The 21,290-nt window shown below is 68.0% G+C and carries 22 protein-coding genes; 15 read left to right on the top strand and 7 right to left on the bottom strand.

Features of this window, described 5'->3' with window-relative positions; translation table 11 throughout:
• Positions 1-4: 4 nt before the first annotated feature.
• Complete coding sequence (locus ABMY26_RS27150) at positions 5-175, bottom strand: hypothetical protein (RefSeq protein ID WP_167543365.1); 171 nt, start codon at positions 173-175, stop codon at positions 5-7.
• A 349-nt stretch (positions 176-524) separates the two neighbouring features.
• Between ABMY26_RS27150 and ABMY26_RS27145 the strand changes: the two genes are divergently transcribed.
• Entirely contained in the window at positions 525-1,232 is a 708-nt protein-coding gene (locus tag ABMY26_RS27145) for a tRNA-uridine aminocarboxypropyltransferase (RefSeq protein WP_372397676.1), read from the top strand.
• 344 nt (positions 1,233-1,576) lie between these two features.
• Positions 1,577-2,155 carry a tyrosine phosphatase family protein gene (locus ABMY26_RS27140; protein WP_045581173.1) on the top strand — a complete coding sequence of 193 codons (579 nt, stop codon included), beginning with the start codon at positions 1,577-1,579 and terminating at the stop codon, positions 2,153-2,155.
• 26 nt (positions 2,156-2,181) lie between these two features.
• On the opposite strand, the gene ABMY26_RS27135 is transcribed toward ABMY26_RS27140, so the two are convergent.
• A complete protein-coding gene (locus ABMY26_RS27135; RefSeq protein ID WP_045581172.1) occupies positions 2,182-2,361 on the bottom strand; it encodes a hypothetical protein in 180 nt (59 codons plus the stop codon).
• A gap of 105 nt (positions 2,362-2,466) precedes the next feature.
• Positions 2,467-4,977: a methyl-accepting chemotaxis protein gene (locus tag ABMY26_RS27130; RefSeq protein WP_372397675.1), complete on the bottom strand. Its 2,511-nt coding sequence runs from the start codon at positions 4,975-4,977 to the stop codon at positions 2,467-2,469.
• 271 nt (positions 4,978-5,248) lie between these two features.
• Here ABMY26_RS27130 and ABMY26_RS27125 point away from each other — a divergent pair, with 271 nt between their 5' ends.
• The 6 genes from ABMY26_RS27125 (at position 5,249) to upp (ending at position 10,958) form a co-directional block, all read left to right on the top strand.
• A complete protein-coding gene (locus ABMY26_RS27125) occupies positions 5,249-7,117 on the top strand; it encodes an ABC transporter ATP-binding protein/permease (protein ID WP_372397674.1) in 1,869 nt (622 codons plus the stop codon).
• A gap of 16 nt (positions 7,118-7,133) precedes the next feature.
• Entirely contained in the window at positions 7,134-7,703 is a 570-nt protein-coding gene (locus tag ABMY26_RS27120; protein WP_372397673.1) for a biliverdin-producing heme oxygenase, read from the top strand.
• Between the two features lie 110 nt (positions 7,704-7,813).
• Positions 7,814-8,539 carry an orotidine-5'-phosphate decarboxylase gene (gene pyrF / locus ABMY26_RS27115; protein WP_372397672.1) on the top strand — a complete coding sequence of 242 codons (726 nt, stop codon included), beginning with the start codon at positions 7,814-7,816 and terminating at the stop codon, positions 8,537-8,539.
• Positions 8,536-9,180 (top strand): phosphoribosylanthranilate isomerase, encoded by a 645-nt coding sequence (locus ABMY26_RS27110; protein ID WP_372397671.1) that lies wholly within the window; start codon positions 8,536-8,538, stop codon positions 9,178-9,180. Before pyrF ends, ABMY26_RS27110 begins: the two co-directional genes overlap by 4 nt.
• 105 nt (positions 9,181-9,285) lie before the next feature.
• A complete protein-coding gene (locus ABMY26_RS27105; RefSeq protein WP_045581167.1) occupies positions 9,286-10,194 on the top strand; it encodes a diguanylate cyclase in 909 nt (302 codons plus the stop codon).
• Positions 10,195-10,307: 113 nt separating this feature from the next.
• Complete coding sequence (gene upp, locus ABMY26_RS27100) at positions 10,308-10,958, top strand: uracil phosphoribosyltransferase (RefSeq protein ID WP_045581166.1); 651 nt, start codon at positions 10,308-10,310, stop codon at positions 10,956-10,958.
• Between the two features lie 74 nt (positions 10,959-11,032).
• Here upp and ABMY26_RS27095 read toward each other — a convergent pair whose 3' ends face one another.
• Complete coding sequence (locus tag ABMY26_RS27095; RefSeq protein ID WP_372397670.1) at positions 11,033-12,142, bottom strand: DUF2235 domain-containing protein; 1,110 nt, start codon at positions 12,140-12,142, stop codon at positions 11,033-11,035.
• 484 nt (positions 12,143-12,626) lie between these two features.
• Between ABMY26_RS27095 and hemA the strand changes: the two genes are divergently transcribed.
• From hemA to ABMY26_RS27070, 5 genes are all read left to right on the top strand, one after another.
• A complete protein-coding gene (gene hemA / locus ABMY26_RS27090) occupies positions 12,627-13,841 on the top strand; it encodes a 5-aminolevulinate synthase (protein WP_372397669.1) in 1,215 nt (404 codons plus the stop codon).
• Between the two features lie 178 nt (positions 13,842-14,019).
• Positions 14,020-14,565, top strand: a complete 546-nt coding sequence (locus ABMY26_RS27085) for a transcriptional regulator (RefSeq protein ID WP_045581164.1) — start codon at positions 14,020-14,022, stop codon at positions 14,563-14,565.
• 127 nt (positions 14,566-14,692) lie between these two features.
• Positions 14,693-15,469, top strand: coding sequence for an Hpt domain-containing protein (locus ABMY26_RS27080; RefSeq protein WP_045581163.1), 777 nt, complete (start codon positions 14,693-14,695; stop codon positions 15,467-15,469).
• A 131-nt stretch (positions 15,470-15,600) separates the two neighbouring features.
• Positions 15,601-16,485: an ABC transporter permease gene (locus tag ABMY26_RS27075; RefSeq protein WP_372397667.1), complete on the top strand. Its 885-nt coding sequence runs from the start codon at positions 15,601-15,603 to the stop codon at positions 16,483-16,485.
• A gap of 10 nt (positions 16,486-16,495) precedes the next feature.
• Complete coding sequence (locus ABMY26_RS27070) at positions 16,496-17,323, top strand: ABC transporter permease (RefSeq protein ID WP_372397666.1); 828 nt, start codon at positions 16,496-16,498, stop codon at positions 17,321-17,323.
• A 2-nt stretch (positions 17,324-17,325) separates the two neighbouring features.
• Here ABMY26_RS27070 and ABMY26_RS27065 read toward each other — a convergent pair whose 3' ends face one another.
• Positions 17,326-17,571 (bottom strand): hypothetical protein, encoded by a 246-nt coding sequence (locus tag ABMY26_RS27065; protein ID WP_045581161.1) that lies wholly within the window; start codon positions 17,569-17,571, stop codon positions 17,326-17,328.
• Between the two features lie 180 nt (positions 17,572-17,751).
• Here ABMY26_RS27065 and ABMY26_RS27060 point away from each other — a divergent pair, with 180 nt between their 5' ends.
• Both ABMY26_RS27060 and ABMY26_RS27055 read left to right on the top strand, forming a co-directional pair.
• Entirely contained in the window at positions 17,752-18,174 is a 423-nt protein-coding gene (locus ABMY26_RS27060) for an acyl-CoA thioesterase (RefSeq protein WP_372397665.1), read from the top strand.
• A 36-nt stretch (positions 18,175-18,210) separates the two neighbouring features.
• Complete coding sequence (locus tag ABMY26_RS27055) at positions 18,211-19,566, top strand: class I SAM-dependent RNA methyltransferase (protein ID WP_372397664.1); 1,356 nt, start codon at positions 18,211-18,213, stop codon at positions 19,564-19,566.
• 27 nt (positions 19,567-19,593) lie between these two features.
• On the opposite strand, the gene ABMY26_RS27050 is transcribed toward ABMY26_RS27055, so the two are convergent.
• Positions 19,594-20,805 (bottom strand): class I SAM-dependent rRNA methyltransferase, encoded by a 1,212-nt coding sequence (locus ABMY26_RS27050; RefSeq protein WP_045581158.1) that lies wholly within the window; start codon positions 20,803-20,805, stop codon positions 19,594-19,596.
• Between the two features lie 59 nt (positions 20,806-20,864).
• Entirely contained in the window at positions 20,865-21,248 is a 384-nt protein-coding gene (locus ABMY26_RS27045) for a hypothetical protein (protein ID WP_372397663.1), read from the bottom strand.
• Between the last annotated feature and the right edge of the window lie 42 nt (positions 21,249-21,290).

Here is a 21,290-nt window from a genome sequence, read left to right as displayed (position 1 = left end):
CCGGTCAGTAGCTGGCGGCCCAGTCGGGTTCGCGGCGGGCCGGCTGTTCCGACCCCTCCGGGTCGGTCATCCAGCGCGGATCGTCCGCGTGAAGCGGCAGCTGGCGGGCGAATTCCGCGCTGTCGGCATCGCGGCGCTGCTTCAGCAGGCGGTCGGCAAGGTGGGCGGGCAGCATGGCAGGTCTCCTTCTGAGCGCCGGATGGCACCGTGGGGCAGCCTGACAAGGCCGTTCCCGAGCCCACCCGTCGTCCTGTTTGCCTGGATTATGGATACGCAAGTTCCAGGCCAGCTGTTAAACGCGTCACACGAGGTCCATGACACACGACTAACTCTCTACAAACGGTTTATACGAACACACTTGAACCCACATGAACTCGGATGACACGGGGGGGATCTGTCGTACGCGCCGTGGCGGCGACCGCATTCCGATCCGCGATCGTCGTCCTTAGTGTGAGATGTGTTTCCTTCCGCGCCGTTCCAACCCATATTCGCGGCCAATCCTCTTCAAGGAATGCGTACCTCCCATGCACAGTGCCCCCGCACCCGACCTCTGCCCGAACTGCCTGAAACCTGAGCACCTGTGCATTTGCGAGGCAGTTCAACCCATCGACAACGGCGTCTTCCTGCTGATCCTGCAGCACCCGCAGGAAAAGCGGGAGAATCTGGGCACCGCCCAGATCGCCCATCTGCAGTTCGCCAATTCGATGGTGAAGGTCGGGCTGAGCTGGCCGGGCCTGAAGCGCATCCTGGGGCGGGAGGTCGATCCCAAGCGCTGGGGCGTGCTCTATCTCGGCCCGGTGAAGGAGGGCGGCGGTCCGCGGCCGGAGGTGGCGGCGGTCGACCGGGACGGCGTGCCGCTGCGCGACAGCGCCCAGATCCTGGACGACCTGGAGGGCGTCATCGTCCTGGACGGCACCTGGAGCCAGGCCAAGACCCTGTGGTGGCGCAATGCGTGGCTGCTGAAATGCCGCCGCATCGTGCTGAACCCGCAGTTCCGCTCGCTCTACGGCCAGGCGCGCAAGGAGCCGCGGCGCGACAGCGTCTCCACCCTGGAGGCCGGGGCCTTCCTGCTGTCGCGGCTGGAGAGCGACAAGACGATCCTCGACACCGCGCTGAAGCCCTTCTCACTGCTGCTGAAGAAGCTGCGCCAGCCCCGCCCGCGTCCGGCACCGTCGGGCGACTCCGCCGGGGGCGAGGGGGACGGCGAGGAGACCGGCGGCGGCGAGGGCTGACCTCCTTCGGCGCACCTCCTTCGATCGGTGGCGCGGCTGCAACCAACCGGCGGCTGCGCCGTTGATGTGGGTGAGAGGCCGGTGCCGAACCGGCCGAAACACCGCGCAACATGGAAGGAGACGCGCCATGCGAGGCATTCTGCTGTGGCTGGTCGGTATCCCGATCCCCATCATCATCCTGCTGTACCTGTTCAACGTCTTCTGATCGCGGCTGCCGACGAATGATTGCCGACGAATGATTGCCGGCGAATGATCGTCTGCGAACGGTTGACGGGGGCGCGGCGCGGGGTGCCAAATGCGGCCCCATCCCCCGCGCTTCCCCCTGCAACCGGACGAGAGTAGAGATGGCCAGCGATTTCGTTCCCTTCGGCCTGACCGTCTGCGGTCTCAGCGAGCTCTGCAATTTCGGCGGCGGCAAGGTCAGCCATGTGCTGTCCATCCTCGACCCCGAGATCGCGGAGCCGAGCGACTTCGGCGATTACGGCGAGCATGAGCGGCTGGAGCTGCGTTTCCATGACGTGATCGAGCCGACCCGCGGCCAGATCGCGCCGGAGCGGGCCGACGTCGAACGCATCCTGGCCTTCGGCCGCGACCTGCTGGCCGACCCGGTGGACTGCCGCCACCTGCTGGTCCATTGCCATGCCGGGGTGTCGCGTTCCACCGCCGCGCTGACCATGATCCTGGCCCAGGCCCGGCCCGAGCGCCCGGCAGCCGACGCGGTGGCCGCCGTGGTCGCCATCCGCGACAAGACCTGGCCCAACCTGCGCATGATCGAATTCGCCGACGACATCCTCGGGCGCCGCGGCGAACTGGTCGCCGCCGTGCGCCGCCGCCATTTCACGCTGGGCAAGCAGCGGCCGGAGCTGGTCCAGTTCATGATCGACAACGGCCGCATCCGCGAAGTCGAGGATCTGATCGACTGAAAATCCTCCGTCGATTTTTCTTCGACTCAGCGCAGCGGCGCGGTCACCACGTCGACCGAGGTTTCGGCAACCGTGCCGGCGACATCCACCGCGGTGCCGGCGAGGCTGGCGACGCCGCTGGCCACGCCGGTAACGGCGCCGCAGCCGCCCAGCAGCAGCAGGGAAAGGCAGGGAAGAAGGTGGCGCAACGGGGACCGGCGGGACATGGAACGTGCTCCTGAAACGAAATCGGTGGGAATTGCAGCACGCAATTCCCACCGATTCGTTAATTCAGGCTTTTAGCGAAAAGGCCGGCTTCGCCGGGCGTCCGCTCAGAACTCCTTCCAATCGTCGTCGTCGCTGACGCTGTGCTTCAGCACCGGGACCGCCGCCGCACCGCCGCGCGCCGCGGCGTCCGGGCGTCCGGCCGGCTTTGCGGCGGTGGTGTGGCCCGTGCCGTTGCCGCGGGCGGCGGGCTTCGCCGCAGGCTTGGCGGCCGTGCCGCGGACCGGGGCCGGGGCGCGACGGGCCGGGGCGGCCTGCTGATGGGCGGTTGCCGTGGCCGTCGTCGGGCGCGGGGCGGCATAGCCGGCACCCACCGCCTGATCGAACTTGAAGAAGCCGACCAGCGACTTCAGGTCGCCGGCCTGTCCGCTCATCGCCTGGGCGGCGGCGGTCGTCTCCTCCACCAGGGCGGCGTTCTTCTGCGTCATCTCGTCCATGTTGGCGACGGTCGAGTTGATCTCGTCCAGCGCGGTCGCCTGCTCGGCCGAGGCGGACGCCATCTCGGCGATCAGGGTCGCCACCTGCTGCACGCCGGACACGATGCCATCCAGTGCCTGACCGGCCTTGCTGACCAGCTCGACCCCGTCCTTGACCTGGGCGTCGCTGTCCAGGATCAGGCCCTTGATCTCCTTCGACGCCTGGGCGGAGCGCTGGGCGAGCTGCCGCACCTCCTGCGCCACCACGGCGAAGCCGCGGCCGGCGTCGCCGGCCCGTGCCGCCTCGACCGCCGCGTTCAGTGCCAGCAGGTTGGTCTGGAAGGCGATCTCGTCGATGACGCCGATGATGTCGGTGATCTTGCGGCTCGATTCCTCGATGCGGCGCATCGCCTCGATCGCCGAATCGGCGACGCCGCCGCCGGATTCGGCGGAGCTGCGGGCCTGGGTCGCCATCACGTTGGCGCGCTGGGCGTTGTCGGCGTTGGAGCGCACCGTCGCCCCCAGCTGTTCCATGCTGGCCGCAGTTTCCTCCAGCGAGGAGGCCTGCTGCTCGGTCCGGTCGGCGAGGTCGGAGGAACCCAGCGACACCTCGGCGGCGGCGGCGGCGATGGTCTCCGCCGCCTGGGTGATCTGGCCGACGATGTCCGCCAGCCGGGTGGAGGTGGCGTTGACGTCGGTCTTCACCCGCTCGAAGGCGCCCTGGTAGTCGCGGTTGACGCGGCGGTTCAGGTCGCCCTGGGCCAGCGCGCTCAGCACCTCACCCAGGTCGGCGATGACCGATTCCACCGTGTCGGTCAGGCGGTTGATGCCCTCCGACATCGTCCTGTAGAAGCCGTCCTTGCCGCCCAGATCGATGCGGCGCTCCAGGTTGCCCTTCGACACCGCGTCGATCAGCGTGGCGATCTCCTCGCCGATGGCCTGTTCGCGGGCGCGCTGGGCCTCGGCGGCACGGCGTTCGGCCTCCAGCCGCTCGCGTTCCGCCTCGTCCATCCGCTTCTTCTCGACGGCGTTCTCCTTGAACACCAGCACCGCCTTGGCCATCAGGCCGATCTCGTCGCGGTTCTCCAGCGCCGGGACGTCGACGGTCAGGTTGCCAGCGGCCAGCTCGGTCATGGTCCCGGTCATGTCGACCACCGGGCGGACGATGGAGCGCGCGGTGACAAGCGCGATCAGGATGCCGATGGCGAAGGCGCCCACCGCCATGCCGATCAGCAGGGCGGAGGTGTTTTCCATATCCGCCTGCGCACCGGTCAGCGTGGCATTGCGCGCGTCGGCCTGCGAGGCGATGGTCTTGGTCACCAGATCGGCGAACTCCTCCGCCTCCTTGACCATGGTGACGAAGGCCAGCGTCTGGGCATCGCCGACCGCGGCGACCAGGCGGTTGAAGCCTTCAAGATAGCGGGTGGCGATCTGCACCGACTCCTCGGCGGAGCGCTTTTGCGCCGGGTCGGCCAGGCGCGTGGCGAGTGCGGCGGCCGACTTGATGAAGCCGTCCATGCGGGTGCGGACCTCCTCGACCGACTTCGGCGTCGGGTCGGTCAGGAAGCGCTGGGCGCTGAGACGGGCGAGGACCAGCAGTTCCAGCGACTGGCCGGCATGGGCGGCCGATTCGAAATCGCCGGCGGCGGTGGCGGTGGCGAGCACCTGCCCCAGCCCCTCGCGCGCCTTCAGGCCGAGCGGAACCAGTTCCTCCGATACCAGCCGGTCGCGCTGTTCGCGCAGCGTGATCAGCTTGGCGAAATTGGCGGCATAGCCGTCGAGCTGCTGGATCATACGGTCGATGTTGCTGCGGCGGCCGGGATCCTGCGTGGCGTCGCGAACGGTGCGCAGCGTCTCGCCCAGTGTCTTCAGCTGTGCCCGGACCGGCTCGATCAGGGCGCTGTTGCCGGAAAAGGAGTAGTTGACCGCGTTGCGGCGCACGTCCGACACCGTGCCGTCGATATCGGCGAGCTTCAGCGAGTTGTCGGAGATCGACGCGTAGCGGGCGAAGCCCCCTTCCACCGTCGACAGAGACCGGATGCCCAACGCGGCCACCAGGACAAGGAGGGCGAGAATCAGCAGGAAGCCCACCTGGATGCGGGTGCCCACCTTGAAACGGCCGGCGAAGCTGGCGTTCTGCATGGTCAAATGCCTTGGTCTGCGGTGCGGATCGAACGCGATACGCCCGGGAGGGTAGTGGAAGATGGTTTCCAGTCCGTTGCCAGAATGTCGGGAAATGCGCCGAAGGCTTGTCAGGGCCGCGCCAAAATCGGGCCAATGTCGTGACGGGCCCCTTTGACGGCGCTGCATGGATCCCTAGGTTACGTCGCCTGACCGGCGGACTTCCGCCAATTCGGGCCGGTTCGCCGATGCAGCCGTCCGCCCCGCGCCCCCCCGCGAACGATAGAGACCGATGCGCCGCAGCCTTCCGCCCAGTCCCGACGACCGCGCCTTCACCCGCCCGACCGGAGAGCTGAGCGCGGCGATCCGCTCGCTCGGCCCTTACATCTGGCCGCGGGATTCGACCGAAACGCGGGTGCGGGTGGTGCTCGCCATGATCCTGCTGATCGGGTCGAAGATCGCCAACGTCTATGTGCCGATCTTCTACAAGCATGCGGTGGACGCGTTGACCCCCGCATCCGCGGCGGGCTCCATCCCCGATGCGGCCATCGCGATCCCCCTGGGACTTATCGTCGCATACGGCCTTGCCCGCGTCACTTCGCTGGTCTTCGCCGAACTGCGCGACGCGGTCTTCGCCGCGGTGGCGCAGCGGACCATCCGCAAGGTGGCGCTGTCGGTGTTCCGGCACCTGCATGCGCTGTCGCTGCGCTTCCATCTGGAACGCCAGACCGGCGGCCTGACCCGTTCGCTGGAACGCGGCACGCGGGCCATCGAGGCGCTGCTGCGCTACACCCTGTTCTCGATCGTGCCGACGCTGGTGGAGATCGCGCTGGTCTGCGCCGTGCTGTGGAAGCTGTTCAGCGTCTGGTTCGCTCTCGCCACCTTCGTCACGGTGGTCGGCTACATCCTCTACACCTTCTTCGTGTCGGAATGGCGCATCCAGTTCCGCCGCCAGATGAACGACACCGACAGCAAGGCGAACACCAAGGCGATCGACAGCCTGCTGAACTACGAGACCGTCAAGTATTTCGGCAACGAGGAGCATGAGGCCCGGCGTTACGACGGTGCGCTCCAGGGCTACGAGAAGGCGGCTGTGCGCAGCCAGCAGAGCCTGTCGCTGCTGAATGTCGGGCAGTCGGCGATCATCTCGCTGGGGCTGGCGGTGGTGATGGGCATGGCGGCGAAGGGCATCGTCGACGGCACCATGTCGCTGGGCGACTTCGTCCTGGTGAACACCTATCTGCTGCAGCTCTACCAGCCGCTGAACTTCTTCGGCGTCGTCTACCGCGAGATCAAGCAGTCGCTGATCGACATCGAATCGATGGTGACGCTGCTGGCGGTGGACCGCGAGGTGGCCGACGCCCCCCATGCCCGGCCGCTGGCCGTCGAGGGGGCGGAGCTGCGCTTCGAGGATGTCGAGTTCGGCTATGACCCGCGCCGGCCGATCCTGAAGGGTGTCGGCTTCACCGTGCCGGCCGGGCGGACGGTGGCCATCGTCGGCCCGTCGGGCGCCGGCAAGTCGACCATCAGCCGGCTGCTGTTCCGCTTCTACGATGTCAATGGCGGCCGGGTGCTGATCGACGGGCAGGACATCCGCGACGTCACCCAGGCGTCGCTGCGCGCCTCCATCGGCATCGTCCCGCAGGACACCGTGCTGTTCAACGACACCGTCTTCTACAACATCGCCTATGGCCGCACCGGGGCCAGCCCGGCGGAGGTGGAGCGGGCCGCGAGGCTGGCCCACATCCACGACTTCATCATGGCGCTGCCCGACGGCTATCAGACCACGGTGGGGGAACGCGGGCTGAAGCTGTCCGGCGGCGAGAAGCAGCGAGTCGCCATCGCCCGCACCATCCTGAAGGATCCGGCGATCCTGCTGTTCGACGAGGCGACCAGCGCGCTCGACACCCACACCGAACGGGAAATCCAGGCCAACCTGCGCGAGGTCAGCCGCGGCCGGACCACGCTGGTGATCGCGCACCGGCTGTCCACCGTGATCGACGCCGACGAGATCCTGGTGCTGGAAGCCGGCCGGGTGATCGAACGCGGCCGGCATGCCGACCTGCTGGCCGCCCGCGGCGCCTATGCGGCACTGTGGGCGCGGCAGCAGGAATCGAGCCAGGGGCCGACGCCGCTGCCCGGCGTTCTGGCGCCGACCTGACCGGGGCGGGAGAGACATGGGACCGGCACGGCAGGCGCTGCGCGCCGCGACGCAGGAGAGTCACGAGCGGCTGGACAAGGCGGCGGTGCTGCAGCCGCTGGTCCGGCCGGACATCACCAGGGAGCAGTATGCCCGCGCGCTGGCCGTGCTCCACGGCTTCAATGCGCCGGTCGAGCGGGCGCTCGGCAACGAAGGCGCCGCCCGGCTGGGCCTGCTGCGCGCCGACCTGCGCGAGCTGGGCGCCGATCCGGACGCGCTGCCGGAGATGACCGGGACCGGGCCGAACGGCCTGCCGGCGCTGGACAGTCCGCCGGCCCGGCTGGCGGCGCGCTATGTGTTGGACGGCTCTGCCCATGGCGGGCGGGCGATGCTGCCGGGGATCACCCGTGCCCTCGGGTTCGATGCCCGGCGCGGCGCACGCTTCCTCGCCTCGGACGGGCTGGACATGGCAACGGCCTGGAAGTCCCTGATGGTCCGGCTGGAGGTGGAACTGGCCGACCCCGCCGATCTGGCGACCGCCTGCGCCGCCGCGGCCGCCCTGTTCGCGGCGCTGGAGCGCTGGATCCTGGAATGGACCCCTGCATAGGACCGCGGGAGAAACGTCCGCCGGAGCGGGGGGCTTGAATCTGGCGTGCCGCCGCGTCCCTTGATAGGGTGCCGGACCACTCATATCCCGATTCTGGAGACCGCCTTCCCATGACCGCGCCAGCCTCGCGCATCTATTGCTCCGTCGACACCACTGAAATCGACGCCGCCCGCCGCATTGCCGGGCAGGTGGCCGGTGCCGTCGGCGGCATCAAGCTGGGGCTGGAGTTCTTCATCGCCCAGGGACCGGCCGGCGTCCGCGCGGTGGTGGGGGAGGATGGACCGCCACTGTTCCTCGATCTAAAGTTGCACGACATCCCCAACACGGTGGCGGGCGGCGTGCGTGCGGCGCTGCCGCTGAAGCCGGCCTTCATGACCATCCACAGCTCCGGCGGGCCGGCGATGATGCGCGCGGCGGCCGAGGCGGCAGCAACCGCCGGTGCAAGCCGGCCGAAAATCCTGGCCGTGACCGTGCTGACCAGCCTGGACGAGGGCGATCTGGGCGCCGTCGGGCAGTCGGTTCCGGTGGCCGAACAGGTTGTCCGGCTGGCCAGGCTCGCCAAGGAATCCGGGGTGGACGGCGTCGTCTGCTCGCCGGCCGAGGTGGCGCTGGTGCGCGCGGCCTGCGGCCCCGACTTCATCCTGATGGTGCCCGGCATTCGCCCGGCCTGGGCCGCCACCAACGACCAGAAGCGTTTCATGACCCCGGCGGAGGCGCTGGCCGCCGGTGCCGACCATCTGGTCATCGGCCGTCCGATCACCGCCGAGCCGGATCCGGCCGCCGCCGCCCGCCGCATCGTCGCCGAGATCGAAGCCGCTTCAGGGGGGGCCGCATGACCGTCGCTGCCAAGATTTGCGGACTGACCGAGCCGGAAAGCCTGCGTGCCGCCGTTGCCGGCGGGGCGCGCTATGTCGGCTTCGTCTTCTATCCGCGCAGCCCGCGCGCCATCGCTCCGCCGATGGCGGCGGAGCTGGCGCGGCTGCTGCCTACCGGGGTGCGCTCCGTCGGGCTGTTCGTCGATCCCGACGACGAGTTCCTGGAGCATGTGACCGGACAGGTCCCGCTCGACCTGATCCAGCTGCATGGCGGCGAGACGCCGCGCCGCATCGCCGAGATCAAGGGCCGTTACGCCCTGCCGGTGATGAAGGCGATCAGGGTCGGCGGGCCGGAGGACCTGACCGCCGCGCTGGAGGCGGCGGAGGTTTCCGACCGGCTGCTGTTCGACGCCAAGCCGCCGGCCAAGGTGTCGGCGCTGCCCGGCGGCAACGGCATCGCCTTCGACTGGACCATCCTGGCCGGCCGCAGCTGGCCGCGCCCCTGGATGCTGTCGGGCGGCCTGACGGCGGACAATGTGGCGGAGGCGGTGCGCGTCACCGGCGCCACCGAGGTCGACGTCTCGTCGGGGGTGGAGGACCGCCCCGGCCACAAGGATCCGGCGTTGGTCCGCGCCTTCCTGTCGACGGTTGCCGGGCTGTAGGGGCACGGATGCGCGGGGCCATGTGAAAGCGGACTGTTTTAGGCGAATGCTTCGGCTTATCTTGGTCGCATGGCGGGATCCCGCGCCATCGGTTAGGATGCGCTGATGAGCGATTCGTCCACCCCGTCCACGACCGAGGCGCTCGGCGCAGTGCTGGACGAGCACCTGCGCTGGATCGGCCAGTGGCAGCGCGCCGTCTTCTACCGCGACGGCCGCGGCGGGGAACGGGCTTCCGCGCCCGCCTCCTTCGCCACCTGGTGCCGGGCGGCCAGCCACGACGACCTGCTGCAGCAGCCGGCCGTGCAGAAGCTGGCGAACCTGCACGAGCAGATGCACCGTCAGGCCCGGCTGATCCTGCTGAAGGCGTCGGGCGGCGAGTTGCCGACGGAGGCCGAGTATGAGGGAGTGGTCGGCCGGTTCGAGGAGTTCATGCTGCATCTGCGCCGGATGGAGCGTGCCTTCGCCGCCGCCGCCTCCGGCCTGGACCCGCTGACGGGCCTGCGCACCCGCCGCGGCATGACCGAGGCGCTGGAGCGCGAGCACAACCGCTATCGCCGCGCCGGCGAGCCCTTCTGTGTCGCGCTGTGCGACATCGACAAGTTCAAGGGCATCAACGACAGCTACGGCCACGACATCGGCGACCGCGTGCTGGCCGCCACCGCAGCCGTCATCAGCCGCGGCGTCCGCAGCTTCGACGAGGCCTTCCGCATGGGCGGCGAGGAATTCCTTGTCTGCCTGAAGGAAACCGGCCTGGACGAGGGCTATGCGGTGATCGAACGGCTGCGCGTCGACCTGATGCGCTCGCCGGTGGTGCTGCCCGACGGCCGGATGGTTCCCGTCACCGCATCCTTCGGGCTGGTGGAGGCGGTGCCCGACCTGACCGTCGACGATCTGGTGGTCTGCGCCGACCGCGCGCTTTATCAGGCCAAGAATTCGGGCCGCAACCGCGTGATCCGCTATGGCGTCGACCGGCCGGAAGAGAAACCCGTGCCGAAGACGGCGGTGCGGGGATAGCGGGGAGCGCAACCATCGCGTTCCGCCTTCCCGCTCCGGTCAGCGCCCTTGGCCCCGGCACCCCGGGCGGGGTAGGATCGGCCAACCCAACCGTCAGCCGCGATCCGGATTCCATGCGCACCCAGCCCGAATTTCCCAACCTGTTCATCCTCGACCATCCGCTGATCCAGCACAAGCTGACCCATATGCGGAACAAGGAGCGGTCGACCGGCGGGTTCCGCACCCTGCTGCGCGAGATCTCGCTGCTGATGGGATACGAGCTGACGCGCGACATCCCGCTGACCACCGAGCGGATCGAGACGCCGCTGCAGCCGATGGACGCCCCGGTGATCCTGGGCAAGAAGCTGGCGGTGGTGCCGGTGCTGCGCGCCGGGCTCGGCATGTCGGCCGGGCTGCTGGAACTGGTGCCGTCGGCGCGCGAGGGGCATATCGGCCTCTACCGCGACCATGAAACCAAGCAGCCGCACGAATATCTGGTGAAGCTGCCGCCGGCCGAAGGGCGCCTGTTCATCGTCGTCGACCCGATGCTGGCGACCGGCAATTCCGCCGCCCATGCCTGCGACGTCCTGAACCGCCACGGCGTGGAGGACCAGAACATCCGCTTCATGGCGCTGGTCGCCGCGCCCGAGGGCGTGCTCCGGTTCCACCAGTCTCATCCGGACGTGAAGGTCTTCACCGCGGCGCTCGACAGCCATCTGAACGAGGACGCCTACATCGTCCCCGGCCTGGGCGATGCCGGCGACCGTATGTTCGGCACCAAGTAAGGGGGCCTGTCCACGGAGGCGGGGCGGGCGCCGCACGGCCGCTGCCCGCTCCGCTTGCCGTCACGCTTTCGCCGTCACCTGTCCGTGGCGGGGGCCTGCTCCTCCTGGTGCAGCGTTCCGACCTCCACCAGCGCCTTGCGATAACCGATGTTGGGCGGGGCATAGCGCGCATCGTTGGCCGCGCGGTATGGCACCGAGTCGTGCAGCTTCTCCCCGCTGTAGGGCAGCACGCAGACCGGGCGGTAATGGCGCGGCTCCGCCAGTCTGCCGAAACCGTCCAGGAAGCGGGCGTAGGAATCGACGATGGTGCCCAGCGCGTCGGCGGGTGTCACCTCCGGCACCCGGATCGGGTCGAGGGCCAGCCCGCAGGATGCGGCATGGTCCATCATCCATTTCAGCGCGATGTTCGACAGCGTGTCGTCGGCATAGCCGCCGCCGATATTGGAATGGCAGCCGGCGAACCAGCGCTGTTCCATCCGCTGGGCCGGCTTCGCCTTCGGATCCCAGAGGGTGGCGGCGAAGGCCTTGCGGTGCTCGTCGATCGCCAGCGCCTGGACGGCGTTGCGGACCAGACTGCTGAGTTCGGTGTCGTGGAAGCCGTACAATTCCTCGTCCAGCTGCCTGCAGATGCCGAGCGGCACGCCGAGGGCACCCACCGTGTCCCAGACGCCGAGGAAATGGATGGGGATCGGCCTGGAGCCGTTGGCATCGCGGAACCGCTTCGCCGCCTCCACGTCCGGGCCGCCGTCGCGCCTGCGGTACAGCGCATAGGCCTCGTCGGTCAGGTCGGCCTTGGCGGCCGGCAGCAGGCCGGCATTGCGGATCAGCCCCACGAGGCTGCGGGCGGTGTAGGCGCCGCGCGAGAAGCCCAGGACGAAGACATGGTCGCCATCCCTGTATCGGGAGGCGAGGAAGCGGTAACCGTCCTTGATCTTCTCGTCGAGTCCCAGGCCGAAGGCGCCGCCGAAGATCTTGTCGAACCAGTTGTGGATTGTCCCGCCCTTGTCGTCGGTGCCGACGCCGGACTCATAATAGCCGGTCTGGACCGTGCCGTCCGGAGCGTTGGGCAGGATGGATCTGTAGAATTTCCAGACATTGGTCGACGTCTCGTTACCGTCCGGCCGGTCGCCGCTGTTCGGCCTGTTCCAGGTGCCGTCGAAGCACAGGACGATCCGTTTCGCCATCCTCCATCCCCCGTCGTGGCCATGCATACAGGGGATGATTAATAAGGAATTATTACCTCATAAAGGAATTTTATCAAAAACGCTGCGGCAGCTGGCAACCGGGCAGCCCGGCGGTGCGCCAGAGGAGCCAGCACAACCCATCCCGACCGTCAGTGGAACAGCACGGCCAGGATTCGTATCTCCGGAGAAATCACATGGTCATGCCAGAGGCATTTCCCATATTTATGGTATCGCAACCAAGTCACGGCAGCCTGAAAGAGGGCAGGAAGAATGGTCAGCGCGAAGCCGATACGACCGTTCCGCAGGACAAGCACCTGCTGATTATGCGAAGGTCCCATGCGGGAATGGCTTGATTTCGATCAATGCCGGGTAGCGTGCCGGTAAGGATCATGCCATTCTCTCGATGCGCCGCTCCAATGGCCTAGCCCATATGTTACCGGGCGGCGCAACCGACCGTGTGGACGAACGCGAACGGGAACGCGCGATGGATTACGAAACCTTCTTCCGCAACCAGATTGCCACCCTGAAGCAGGACGGCCGTTACCGGGTGTTCGCAAATCTGGAACGCCACGCGGGCAATTTCCCGACGGCGACCTTCCGCGATTCCAACGGGCATGAACGTCCGGTCACGGTCTGGTGCTCGAACGACTATCTCGGCATGGGCCAGCACCCGAACGTGCTGAAGGCGATGCACGATGCGCTCGACCAGGTCGGCGCCGGTGCCGGCGGCACGCGCAACATCTCCGGCACCAACCACTACCATGTGCTGCTGGAGCGCGAGCTGGCCGACCTGCACCGCAAGGAGGCGGCCCTGCTCTTCACCTCGGGCTATGTCTCGAACGATGCGACGCTGACCACGCTTGGCAAGGTCCTGCCCAACTGCGTGATCCTGTCGGACGCGCTGAACCACAACTCGATGATCACCGGCATCCGCAACTCCGGCGCCGAAAAGCACATCTTCCGCCACAACGATCCCAAGCACCTGGACGAGCTGCTGTCGGGCATCGCCCCCGGCCGGCCGAAGGTGGTTGCGTTCGAGAGCGTCTATTCGATGGACGGCGACATCGCCCCCATCCATGACATCTGCGACGTCGCCGACAAGCACGGCGCCATGACCTACATCGACGAGGTGCACGCCGTCGGCATGTATGGCGCCCGCGGCGCCGGCGTGGCCGAGCGCGACGGTGCCGTCGACCGGCTGACCATCGTCGAAGGCACGCTGGGCAAGGCCTTCGGCGTGCAGGGCGGCTACATCACCGGATCCGCCGCGCTCATCGACTGCATCCGCAGCTTCGCCGCCGGATTCATCTTCTCCACCTCGCTGTCTCCGGTTCTGGCGGCCGGGGCGCTGGCCTCGATCCGCCACCTGAAGACCAGCCAGGCCGAGCGCACGCGGCACCAGGAGCGCGCCGCCACGCTGAAGCGGATGTTCGCCGACGCCGGTCTGCCGGTGATGCCGTCGGTCAGCCACATCGTGCCGCTGATGGTCGGCGATGCCCACCGCTGCAAGCGCGCATCGGACGAGTTGCTGGAACGGCATGGCATCTATGTCCAGCCCATCAACTACCCCACCGTCCCGCGCGGAACGGAACGGCTGCGCTTCACCCCGACTCCGCTGCACACCGATGCGCAGATGGGTATGCTGGTCGATGCCCTGCTGGACGTCTGGAGCCGGCTGGAACTGCGGCTCGCCGCCTGACAGCAAGCCCCCGGAAAAGCCCTTTCTTCGGTAAGGGCATTTTGCCCTCTGGACAGAAGCGGTATGCGCCCCTACTTTAAGAGGGCTGTTGCGACCGGTTCGCAGTTTCCATGCTGCGGACTGGCTGTGGCCGTGCCGTCCTTTCCGTCTTTCCAGGGCTTCGCCCAGGGGGTTCGCCATGTACCGTGACAACTCGCTGATGCCGAAGGAGGCTGTGCGCCTCGTCGTCCTGGGCACGCTGATCCAGGGCGGGCCGCTGCGCTATGCCGAACTGGCCGGCGCCGTGCGTCATTTCCTCGACCGCATGATGGGGCCGTCCCTCGACCTGATGGGCACCTCGCTGGAGATGCTGCGGTACGAGGGGCTGATCGAGGCGCTGGACGGCAGCGGCATGGAGGACAATGCCCTGCTGGGGCCGACCGCGGCCGGACAGGTGGAGTTCGACACGCTGATGCGCGCCAATGTCCGCGCGCCGTCGGCCGACGGGCTGAACAAGCTGGTCACCGCATTGAAGCTGCGCTTCCTGCATCTGCTGGATGCCGAGTCGCAGCGGGAGCAGATCGACAATCTCGTGGCGCTCAGCGAAACCGAACTGGCCCGGCTGGGCGATTTGAAGCGGGCCGACGTCGGCAGCGACGGACATTTCGCGTCCTGGCTGGACCGGGACATCGCCCAGGCCGAAGACCGGCTCGCCTGGTTCCAGGCGCTGTTGGCCCGCCTCTGACCGCACTGCGGCACAGTCGGTTTCATCCCGCGGCGCGTCCTTGACGATAAGGGCGCGCCGCGTCTGTTTCGGCGTTCGGTTTTGGTGTACGTTCGGGGTACCCCTTTCACCAGCCGGATGCCACTCCATGGCCTCGTATCTGTCGACCGACGACCTCGAAGACCGCTTGCGTATGGAGTTCGTGGACGACGCGCGCGACCGGCTGGAGTTGATGAACGCCACGCTGGCCGACCGCGTCAAGGCTCTGCGCACCGATGCCGAAACCATCGGTGTCCTGCGGCTGGAAGCGCATAATTTCAAGGGCATGGGCACCAGCTTCGGCTATCCGACCGTCAGCCTGGTCGCCCACCGGCTCGAGGATTACCTCAGCGGCCTGAAGCGGCTGGACGAAAAGCAGCTGATCGACGCCCAGGTCTTCATCGACCGCATCGCCGAACTGGTCGACCGCGCCGAACAGCCGCTGCTGGCCGAAACCAACAAGATCATCCGCGCGCTTCCGGTGCGCTACGAGTTCCAGGTCACCGATGTCGAGGTCCACAACGTCGAGATCATGCTGGTGACCCCGTCGAAGGTCGTCGCCAAGAAGCTGGGGGCGGAGCTGGCGGCCTGCGGCTTCCGCACCATGACGGTGACCGACCCCATCGAATCGATCAGCCTTGCCGTGCGCGTGCCGCCGGACATGGTCATCGCCTCGATGGTGATGGACGGGCTGTCGGGCCTGGACTTGATCCGCGGCCTGCGGGCCATGAGCGTGACCCATCATGTGCCGATGGCGCTGCTGACCTCGCTGAACCTCGACCACCCGTCGCTGAAGGAGATCCCCTACGGCGTCTCCGTCATCCGCGTCGGCGAGCATTTCGGCGAGGACTTCGCCGCGGTGGTGGCCAAGCACAATCTGGGCTGAACAGGACGGGCCGGAAAAAGAATCGACTGGCAAGGCCCGCCTGAAGGTCATCGTCATACAGCCGCGCTTGCGCCGGCAGGAATCCCCGTGATAGGCGTCGAACCGGTCCCACAGACTGGAGCAGCGCCCGCATGACGGAGGTTCTTCGCCGGTACGGCCCGGTCCTGACCGGGGCCATCCTGCTGGCGGTGGCGCTGTGGCTGGCGCTGCTGGTGGTGCTGCCGCAGGTGATGATGATCGGCTTCTCCTTCCGGCCGTCGCTGCCGCCGTCGAAGCTCGGCGGACCGGAGGACGTGTTCACGGTCAGGAATTACCTGACGCTGTGGACCAACCAGATCCATCTGGCGATCTTCCTGAAGACGATCTGGGCCAGCGCGCTGGTCACGCTGACCACGCTGGCCGTCTGCTACCCTGTCGCCTTCTATCTGGCACAGGTGGCGCCGAAGCGGCGGTTGCCGCTGCTGGTGCTGATGCTGGTGGTGCCGTTCTGGATCAACGAACTGCTGCGCACCTTCTCCTGGTACATCATCCTCGCCTTCAACGGACCGCTGAACGCGCTGCTGCTGGGGCTGGGGATCATCGACGAGCCGCGGCGCTTCCTGGGCGGCGATGCCGGCGTGATCGTCGGCATGGTCTATGTCTACATCCTGTTCATGGTGTTCCCGCTCTACAACGCCATCGAATCGCTGGACCGCAACCAGATCGAGGCGGCGCGCGACCTCGGGGCCGGCTGGCTGCGCATCCATCGCCGGATCGTGCTGCCGCATGCCAAGCCCGGCATCGCCGTCGGCTGCATCATGACCTTCATGCTGGCGGCCGGCAGCTATGCGGTACCGGCGCTGCTGGGCGGGCCGAACAGCCGCTGGTTCACCGAGATCATCTACAACTGGTTCTTCGAGGGTGGGAACTGGAACCAGGGGGCGGCCTACGCCTTCATCCTGCTGGTGCTGTGCATCGGCTTCATCCTCGGCGCGATGCGGCTGTTCCGCGTCGGGCTGACGGATATAGCGAAATGAGCCGTTGCCCATGATGACCGTCATGACCGCCGCCCGCTTCCGCCGCCTGCTGACCGGCGCCTATCTGGTGCTGTTCTTCGCCTATCTGTTCCTGCCGCTGGGAATCATGGCGGCGGCGACCTTCAACAGCAGCCGCTTTCCCACCGTGACGCCCTGGATGGGCTTCACGCTGAACTGGTTCCAGGCCCTGTGGGACGACGGCCGCATGTGGGCGGCGCTCGGCACCAGCCTGGCGGTGGGGGCGGGGGTGATCGCGCTGGCGGTGCCGCTGGGGCTGGCGGCTGCCCTGCTGCTCGACCGGCTGCACAGCCGGGCGAAGACCTTCCTCTATGCGCTGATGGTGTCGCCGCTGCTGACGCCGGGGGTGATCGTCGGCATCTCGACGCTGGTGTTCTGGCGGGAATGGTTCGGGGTCGGCGGCGGACTGTTCCTGACCGTGGTGGCGCAATCCAGCTTCATCGCCGCCTATGCCATGCTGCTGTTCTCTGCAAGGCTGGAGCGCTTCGACCCGGTGCTGGAGGAGGCCGCGCTCGACCTCGGCGCAAGTCATGGTCAGGTGTTCCGGCGCATCACCCTGCCGTACCTGATGCCGGCGATCCTGTCGGCGTCCCTGCTGGCCTTCCTGCAGAGCTTCGAAAACTACAACACCACGCTGTTCGTGCGCGGGTTGGACACGACTTTGACCGTCTACATCGCGACCAAGGTGCGTACCGGCCTGACGCCCGCGGTCAACGCCCTGTCGCTGGTGCTGATAGCACTGACCATCCTGGGCGCCGTCGTCTACGAGATCCTGCGCCGGCGCGAGGCGCGCCGGCAGTCAGGTCTCGCACCGGCCTGAGATCAGTCCTCTTCCGCCTCGTCCGCGTCCGCCTCGATCTGGGCGGCGAGGTCGCGCAGCATGTCGATCACATCTTCATGGCTGGTTTCATCCACGGCGGAGTTCACCGCGGCCTCGATCATGGCGACGGCGATGTAGGGGCCGAGCGGGCCACCTTCCTTGATCGCCTCGTCCAGGTGCTTCTCGGCGATCGACAGCGCCTTTTCGAACAGCGCCTCGGCCGTCTGGTTGGTGGTGTCCTTGCTCATCGTCCGGTCCGTTGCGGAGGGTTGGTCCGACTCCAATAACATGCCCAATCGGCGATTGGCGCGGGAATTCGCCGTCCAGCCCACAAATAGAGGCCGCGGAAAGCAGGGCCGGGCTTGCGCCGCCCCGGACCATACGCCACAGTCCGGACCTGCATTGACCTATACGGCAAGGAACACGGCATGACCGCTATGCCCGACCTGACCAGCCCCGACGGCTATCGTTTCTGGTGGGAGGAGCGTGTGCGCTTCAACGACCTCGACGCGCTGGGCCATGTCAACAACAACGCCATCGGCGTGTTTTTCGAGCAGGCGCGCATCGCCCTGCTGCATGGTGAGGGCGGTTTCCGCGAGGACGATCCCTGGACCGTCGTGCTGGCGCGCAGTGTCATCGAGTTCAAGGCGGAACTGCTTTACCCCAACACTGTGCGGATCGGCGTGCGCATGCTGCGCGTCGGGACCAGTTCGCTGACGCTGGGATGCGGCATCTTCCTGGGCGACCGCTGCATCGCCACGCAGGAGGCGGTGGCGGTGGTCGTCGACCGGGCCGCCCACCGCCCCACCCCGATTCCGGAACCGTTGCGCGCCAAGCTGCTGGAGGCGTAAAGGGGGACCGCATTTCCTCCGCACTGGACGCCTGTCATGACGCGCCCCGCCAAACGTCCCTTCCCGAAGGGACGCCAGCCAGTTCGCTCCCCCGGCCGCTCCCCCGGCCGCAAGAACCCCCATGCACCCGCCGACACACGGGAGTTGGAGGTCGTCGTCACCGACGTCGGCGCCCGTGGCGACGGGCTGGCGCTTGCCGATGGCCTTCGGGTGTTCGTGCCCTACGGCGTGGCGGGGGATCGCCTGCGTGTACGTGTCGCCGACACCGATGGCAAGGGGGAGGACGTACGGGCTGAAATCCTTGAAATCCTCGAGCCCGGTCCCGGACGGCAAACGCCGCCCTGCCGTCATTTCGGCCGCTGCGGCGGCTGTACGCTCCAGCATATGGACGACGGGACGTATGCGGCCTGGACGGTCGGGATGGTGCGTGGCGCACTGGAGCGGGTCGGGCTGGGCGATACGCCGTTGGAGCCGCTGTCGCGGACACCCGACGCCGCCCGCCGACGTGCCCGTCTGGCGGCACTGAAGCGCGGTGGCCGTGTCTGGTTCGGCTTCAACGAGCGCCAGAGCCATCGGCTGGTCGATCTGGAAGATTGCCCGGTGCTGACGCCCCGCCTCTTCGCCCTGGTGGGGCCTTTGCGCGGTCTTCTGGCCGACCTGCTTCCCGATGGCGGCGATGCGGACGTGGTGCTGACCGACCTTGAGGGCGGCGTCGACCTGCTGCTGGTCGGGCCGCGCAGCCTGGATCGCGCCGGGCGCGAGGCATTGGTCGGTTTCGAGCCGGACCGGGTGGCCCGCATCTCCTGGCAGCCCACCGACCGCGCCGCGCCGGAGCCGGTGGCGAACCGCCGTCCGGCCTTCGTTCGATTTGCCGGCGTTCCGCTCCAGCCGCCGCCCGGCGCCTTCCTGCAGGCCAGCCGGGAGGGGGAGGAGGCCTTGCTCGCAGCGGTCCGGGACGGGGTGGGGCAGGCGACGCGCATCGCCGACCTGTTCGCCGGCATCGGCACCTTTTCCATTCCGCTTTCGCAACGAGCGGCAGTTCATGCAGTGGAAAGCGACGAGGCGGCGGTGGCGGCGCTCGGCCGCTCGGTGCAGGGGCTGCGGCTGACGGTGGAGCGGCGCGACCTGTTCGAGAACCCGCTGGCCGCCAAGGAGCTCAACCGGTACGACGCGGTCGTGTTCGACCCGCCGCGCGCCGGTGCCGCGGCCCAGGCGGCGGCACTCGCCGCGGCCAAGGTGCCGCGCGTGGTCGGCGTCTCCTGCAACCCCTCCAGCTTCGCCCGCGACGCGCGGGTGCTGGTGGATGGCGGCTATCGTCTGGTCAAGCTGTGGCCGGTCGACCAGTTCCTGTGGTCGTCCCATGTGGAACTGGTCGGCCTGTTCGAGCGGTGAGGTAGGGGGCTCCCGCTTGCCCCCGTCTCAATCCAGCTGCAATACGATCGCCTTGAGATAGGCCGACTCCGGCAGATGCGGATGCACCGGGTGGTCGGGGCCGGCGCCGGCGCTGCGCAGGATGCGGCCGGTGCGGCCGGCGTCGGTCAGGCCGCGGGCGACCTGCTCGGCGAAGGTCGGCGGGTCGACGTTGTGGCTGCAGGAGCCGCAGAGCAGATAGCCGCCCGGTGCCGTGATCTTCGCGGCGAGCCGGGCCATCTTGCGGTAGGCGCGGCTGCCGGCGGCAAGATCCTTCTTCGACTTCACGAAGGCCGGCGGGTCGGCGACCACGACCTGGAAGGTCTCGCCGGCGGCGTTCAGCCGCTCCATCTCCTGGAACGCGTCGGCGCGGCGGGCTTCGAAGCGGTCGGCGACGCCGTTGGCTTCGGCGGCGCGGGTCGCATTTTCCAGCGCCAGGGCGGACCGGTCGACGGCGACGACCTGGGTGGCGCCGGCCACGGCGCACTGGATGCCGAAGCCGCCATTGTAGCTGTAGAAGTCGATGGCCCGGCCGCCCTTCGCCAGCGAGGCGATGAAAGCGCGGTTGTCGCGCTGGTCGTAGAACCAGCCGGTCTTCTGGCCGTCCAGCGGGTTGGCGAAGAAGGTCGCGCCGTTTTCCTCCAGACGGATCGGTCCGTCGATCTCGCCCTTCGCCAGCCGGGTCTCCTCCGCCAGCCCTTCCAGCGCGCGCTGGGTGCCGTCGTTGCGCAGGATGACCGCGCGCGGAGCGAGCACGTCGTCGATGGCGGCCAGGATGTCGTCGATCCGCCGGTCCATGAAGACGGAGTTGGCCTGCACCGTCACCACGTCGCCGAAGCGGTCGACGATCAGGCCGGGCAGTCCGTCGGCCTCGGCATGGACGACGCGGTAGAAGGGGCGGGAGAACAGCCGCTCGCGCAGTTCCACCGCACGCCGCAGCCGGCCGGCGATGAAGCCGTGTTCCACAACGGTCGCCGGGTCGTTCGACAGCAGTCTTGCCGCGATCAGCGTGTGCGGGTTGAAGGTGTAGATGCCCAGCGGCGTGCCGCCGGGATCCAGCAGCCGCACCGGGCTGCCGGGCTCCACCGCCTTGGCGGTGGCGTCCATCTGGACTTCGTTGGAATAGACCCAGGGATGCCCAAGCATGACGCGCCGCTGGCGGCCTGCCTGAAGGTGGATCGCCGGGTACTTCTTGACGGGTTTGGTGCCGGTGTCGCTCATGGAGCCGCATCCTAGCGGCAAATCGCCGGCGCGCAATGGCATCGCGTCGCGGCGCCCGGCTACTCTGCCTCGCGCCGCCCCTCCGGCGCCGCCGGGGCGTTGTCGTTGACCACGGCCAGGTTCTTGCAGAAATGGACCGTCTCCTGCCGGTGGCCTTCGCTCAGGAAGCAGTCCGGAATCGGGTTGCGGCGGGAATCGACGGGAATGTAGCGCTCCGGCAGAGTGGTGTGGATGGCGGCGCAGCCGAGCCGGCGCGCCAGCCCCTCCATCGCCCGCAGCAGCGTTTCGGCGATGCCGGCGATGTCGAACAGGTCGAGCACCACGAAATTGTCCACGCTCAGGATGCGGCCGTGGCGCAGATGCGGCTCGACCGCATAGGAAAACAGGCCGTGCAGGTAACCTTGCGCGTTCTGCACCGTCATGATCCCGGTGGTCGCGGGCACGGCGCTCCCCCTGGCGCTTCCTCCGTCGGTTGCACCCTGCAG

This window comes from Azospirillum sp. HJ39, assembly GCF_041507355.1.
GTDB classification, from domain to species: domain Bacteria; phylum Pseudomonadota; class Alphaproteobacteria; order Azospirillales; family Azospirillaceae; genus Azospirillum; species Azospirillum thiophilum.
Note: the sequence above shows the minus strand (reverse complement) of the source record. Positions and strands in the feature narration are given on the sequence as shown.

Bases quoted from the DNA above. Each gene is read 5' to 3' on its own strand.
- ABMY26_RS27150 (WP_167543365.1), bottom strand. From the start codon at position 175: ATGCTGCCCGCCCACCTTGCCGACCGCCTGCTGAAGCAGCGCCGCGAT.
- ABMY26_RS27145 (WP_372397676.1), top strand. From the start codon at position 525: ATGCACAGTGCCCCCGCACCCGACCTCTGCCCGAACTGCCTGAAACCT.
- ABMY26_RS27140 (WP_045581173.1), top strand. From the start codon at position 1,577: ATGGCCAGCGATTTCGTTCCCTTCGGCCTGACCGTCTGCGGTCTCAGC.
- ABMY26_RS27135 (WP_045581172.1), bottom strand. From the start codon at position 2,361: ATGTCCCGCCGGTCCCCGTTGCGCCACCTTCTTCCCTGCCTTTCCCTG.
- ABMY26_RS27130 (WP_372397675.1), bottom strand. From the start codon at position 4,977: ATGCAGAACGCCAGCTTCGCCGGCCGTTTCAAGGTGGGCACCCGCATC.
- ABMY26_RS27125 (WP_372397674.1), top strand. From the start codon at position 5,249: ATGCGCCGCAGCCTTCCGCCCAGTCCCGACGACCGCGCCTTCACCCGC.
- ABMY26_RS27120 (WP_372397673.1), top strand. From the start codon at position 7,134: ATGGGACCGGCACGGCAGGCGCTGCGCGCCGCGACGCAGGAGAGTCAC.
- pyrF (WP_372397672.1), top strand. From the start codon at position 7,814: ATGACCGCGCCAGCCTCGCGCATCTATTGCTCCGTCGACACCACTGAA.
- ABMY26_RS27110 (WP_372397671.1), top strand. From the start codon at position 8,536: ATGACCGTCGCTGCCAAGATTTGCGGACTGACCGAGCCGGAAAGCCTG.
- ABMY26_RS27105 (WP_045581167.1), top strand. From the start codon at position 9,286: ATGAGCGATTCGTCCACCCCGTCCACGACCGAGGCGCTCGGCGCAGTG.
- upp (WP_045581166.1), top strand. From the start codon at position 10,308: ATGCGCACCCAGCCCGAATTTCCCAACCTGTTCATCCTCGACCATCCG.
- ABMY26_RS27095 (WP_372397670.1), bottom strand. From the start codon at position 12,142: ATGGCGAAACGGATCGTCCTGTGCTTCGACGGCACCTGGAACAGGCCG.
- hemA (WP_372397669.1), top strand. From the start codon at position 12,627: ATGGATTACGAAACCTTCTTCCGCAACCAGATTGCCACCCTGAAGCAG.
- ABMY26_RS27085 (WP_045581164.1), top strand. From the start codon at position 14,020: ATGTACCGTGACAACTCGCTGATGCCGAAGGAGGCTGTGCGCCTCGTC.
- ABMY26_RS27080 (WP_045581163.1), top strand. From the start codon at position 14,693: ATGGCCTCGTATCTGTCGACCGACGACCTCGAAGACCGCTTGCGTATG.
- ABMY26_RS27075 (WP_372397667.1), top strand. From the start codon at position 15,601: ATGACGGAGGTTCTTCGCCGGTACGGCCCGGTCCTGACCGGGGCCATC.
- ABMY26_RS27070 (WP_372397666.1), top strand. From the start codon at position 16,496: ATGATGACCGTCATGACCGCCGCCCGCTTCCGCCGCCTGCTGACCGGC.
- ABMY26_RS27065 (WP_045581161.1), bottom strand. From the start codon at position 17,571: ATGAGCAAGGACACCACCAACCAGACGGCCGAGGCGCTGTTCGAAAAG.
- ABMY26_RS27060 (WP_372397665.1), top strand. From the start codon at position 17,752: ATGACCGCTATGCCCGACCTGACCAGCCCCGACGGCTATCGTTTCTGG.
- ABMY26_RS27055 (WP_372397664.1), top strand. From the start codon at position 18,211: ATGACGCGCCCCGCCAAACGTCCCTTCCCGAAGGGACGCCAGCCAGTT.
- ABMY26_RS27050 (WP_045581158.1), bottom strand. From the start codon at position 20,805: ATGAGCGACACCGGCACCAAACCCGTCAAGAAGTACCCGGCGATCCAC.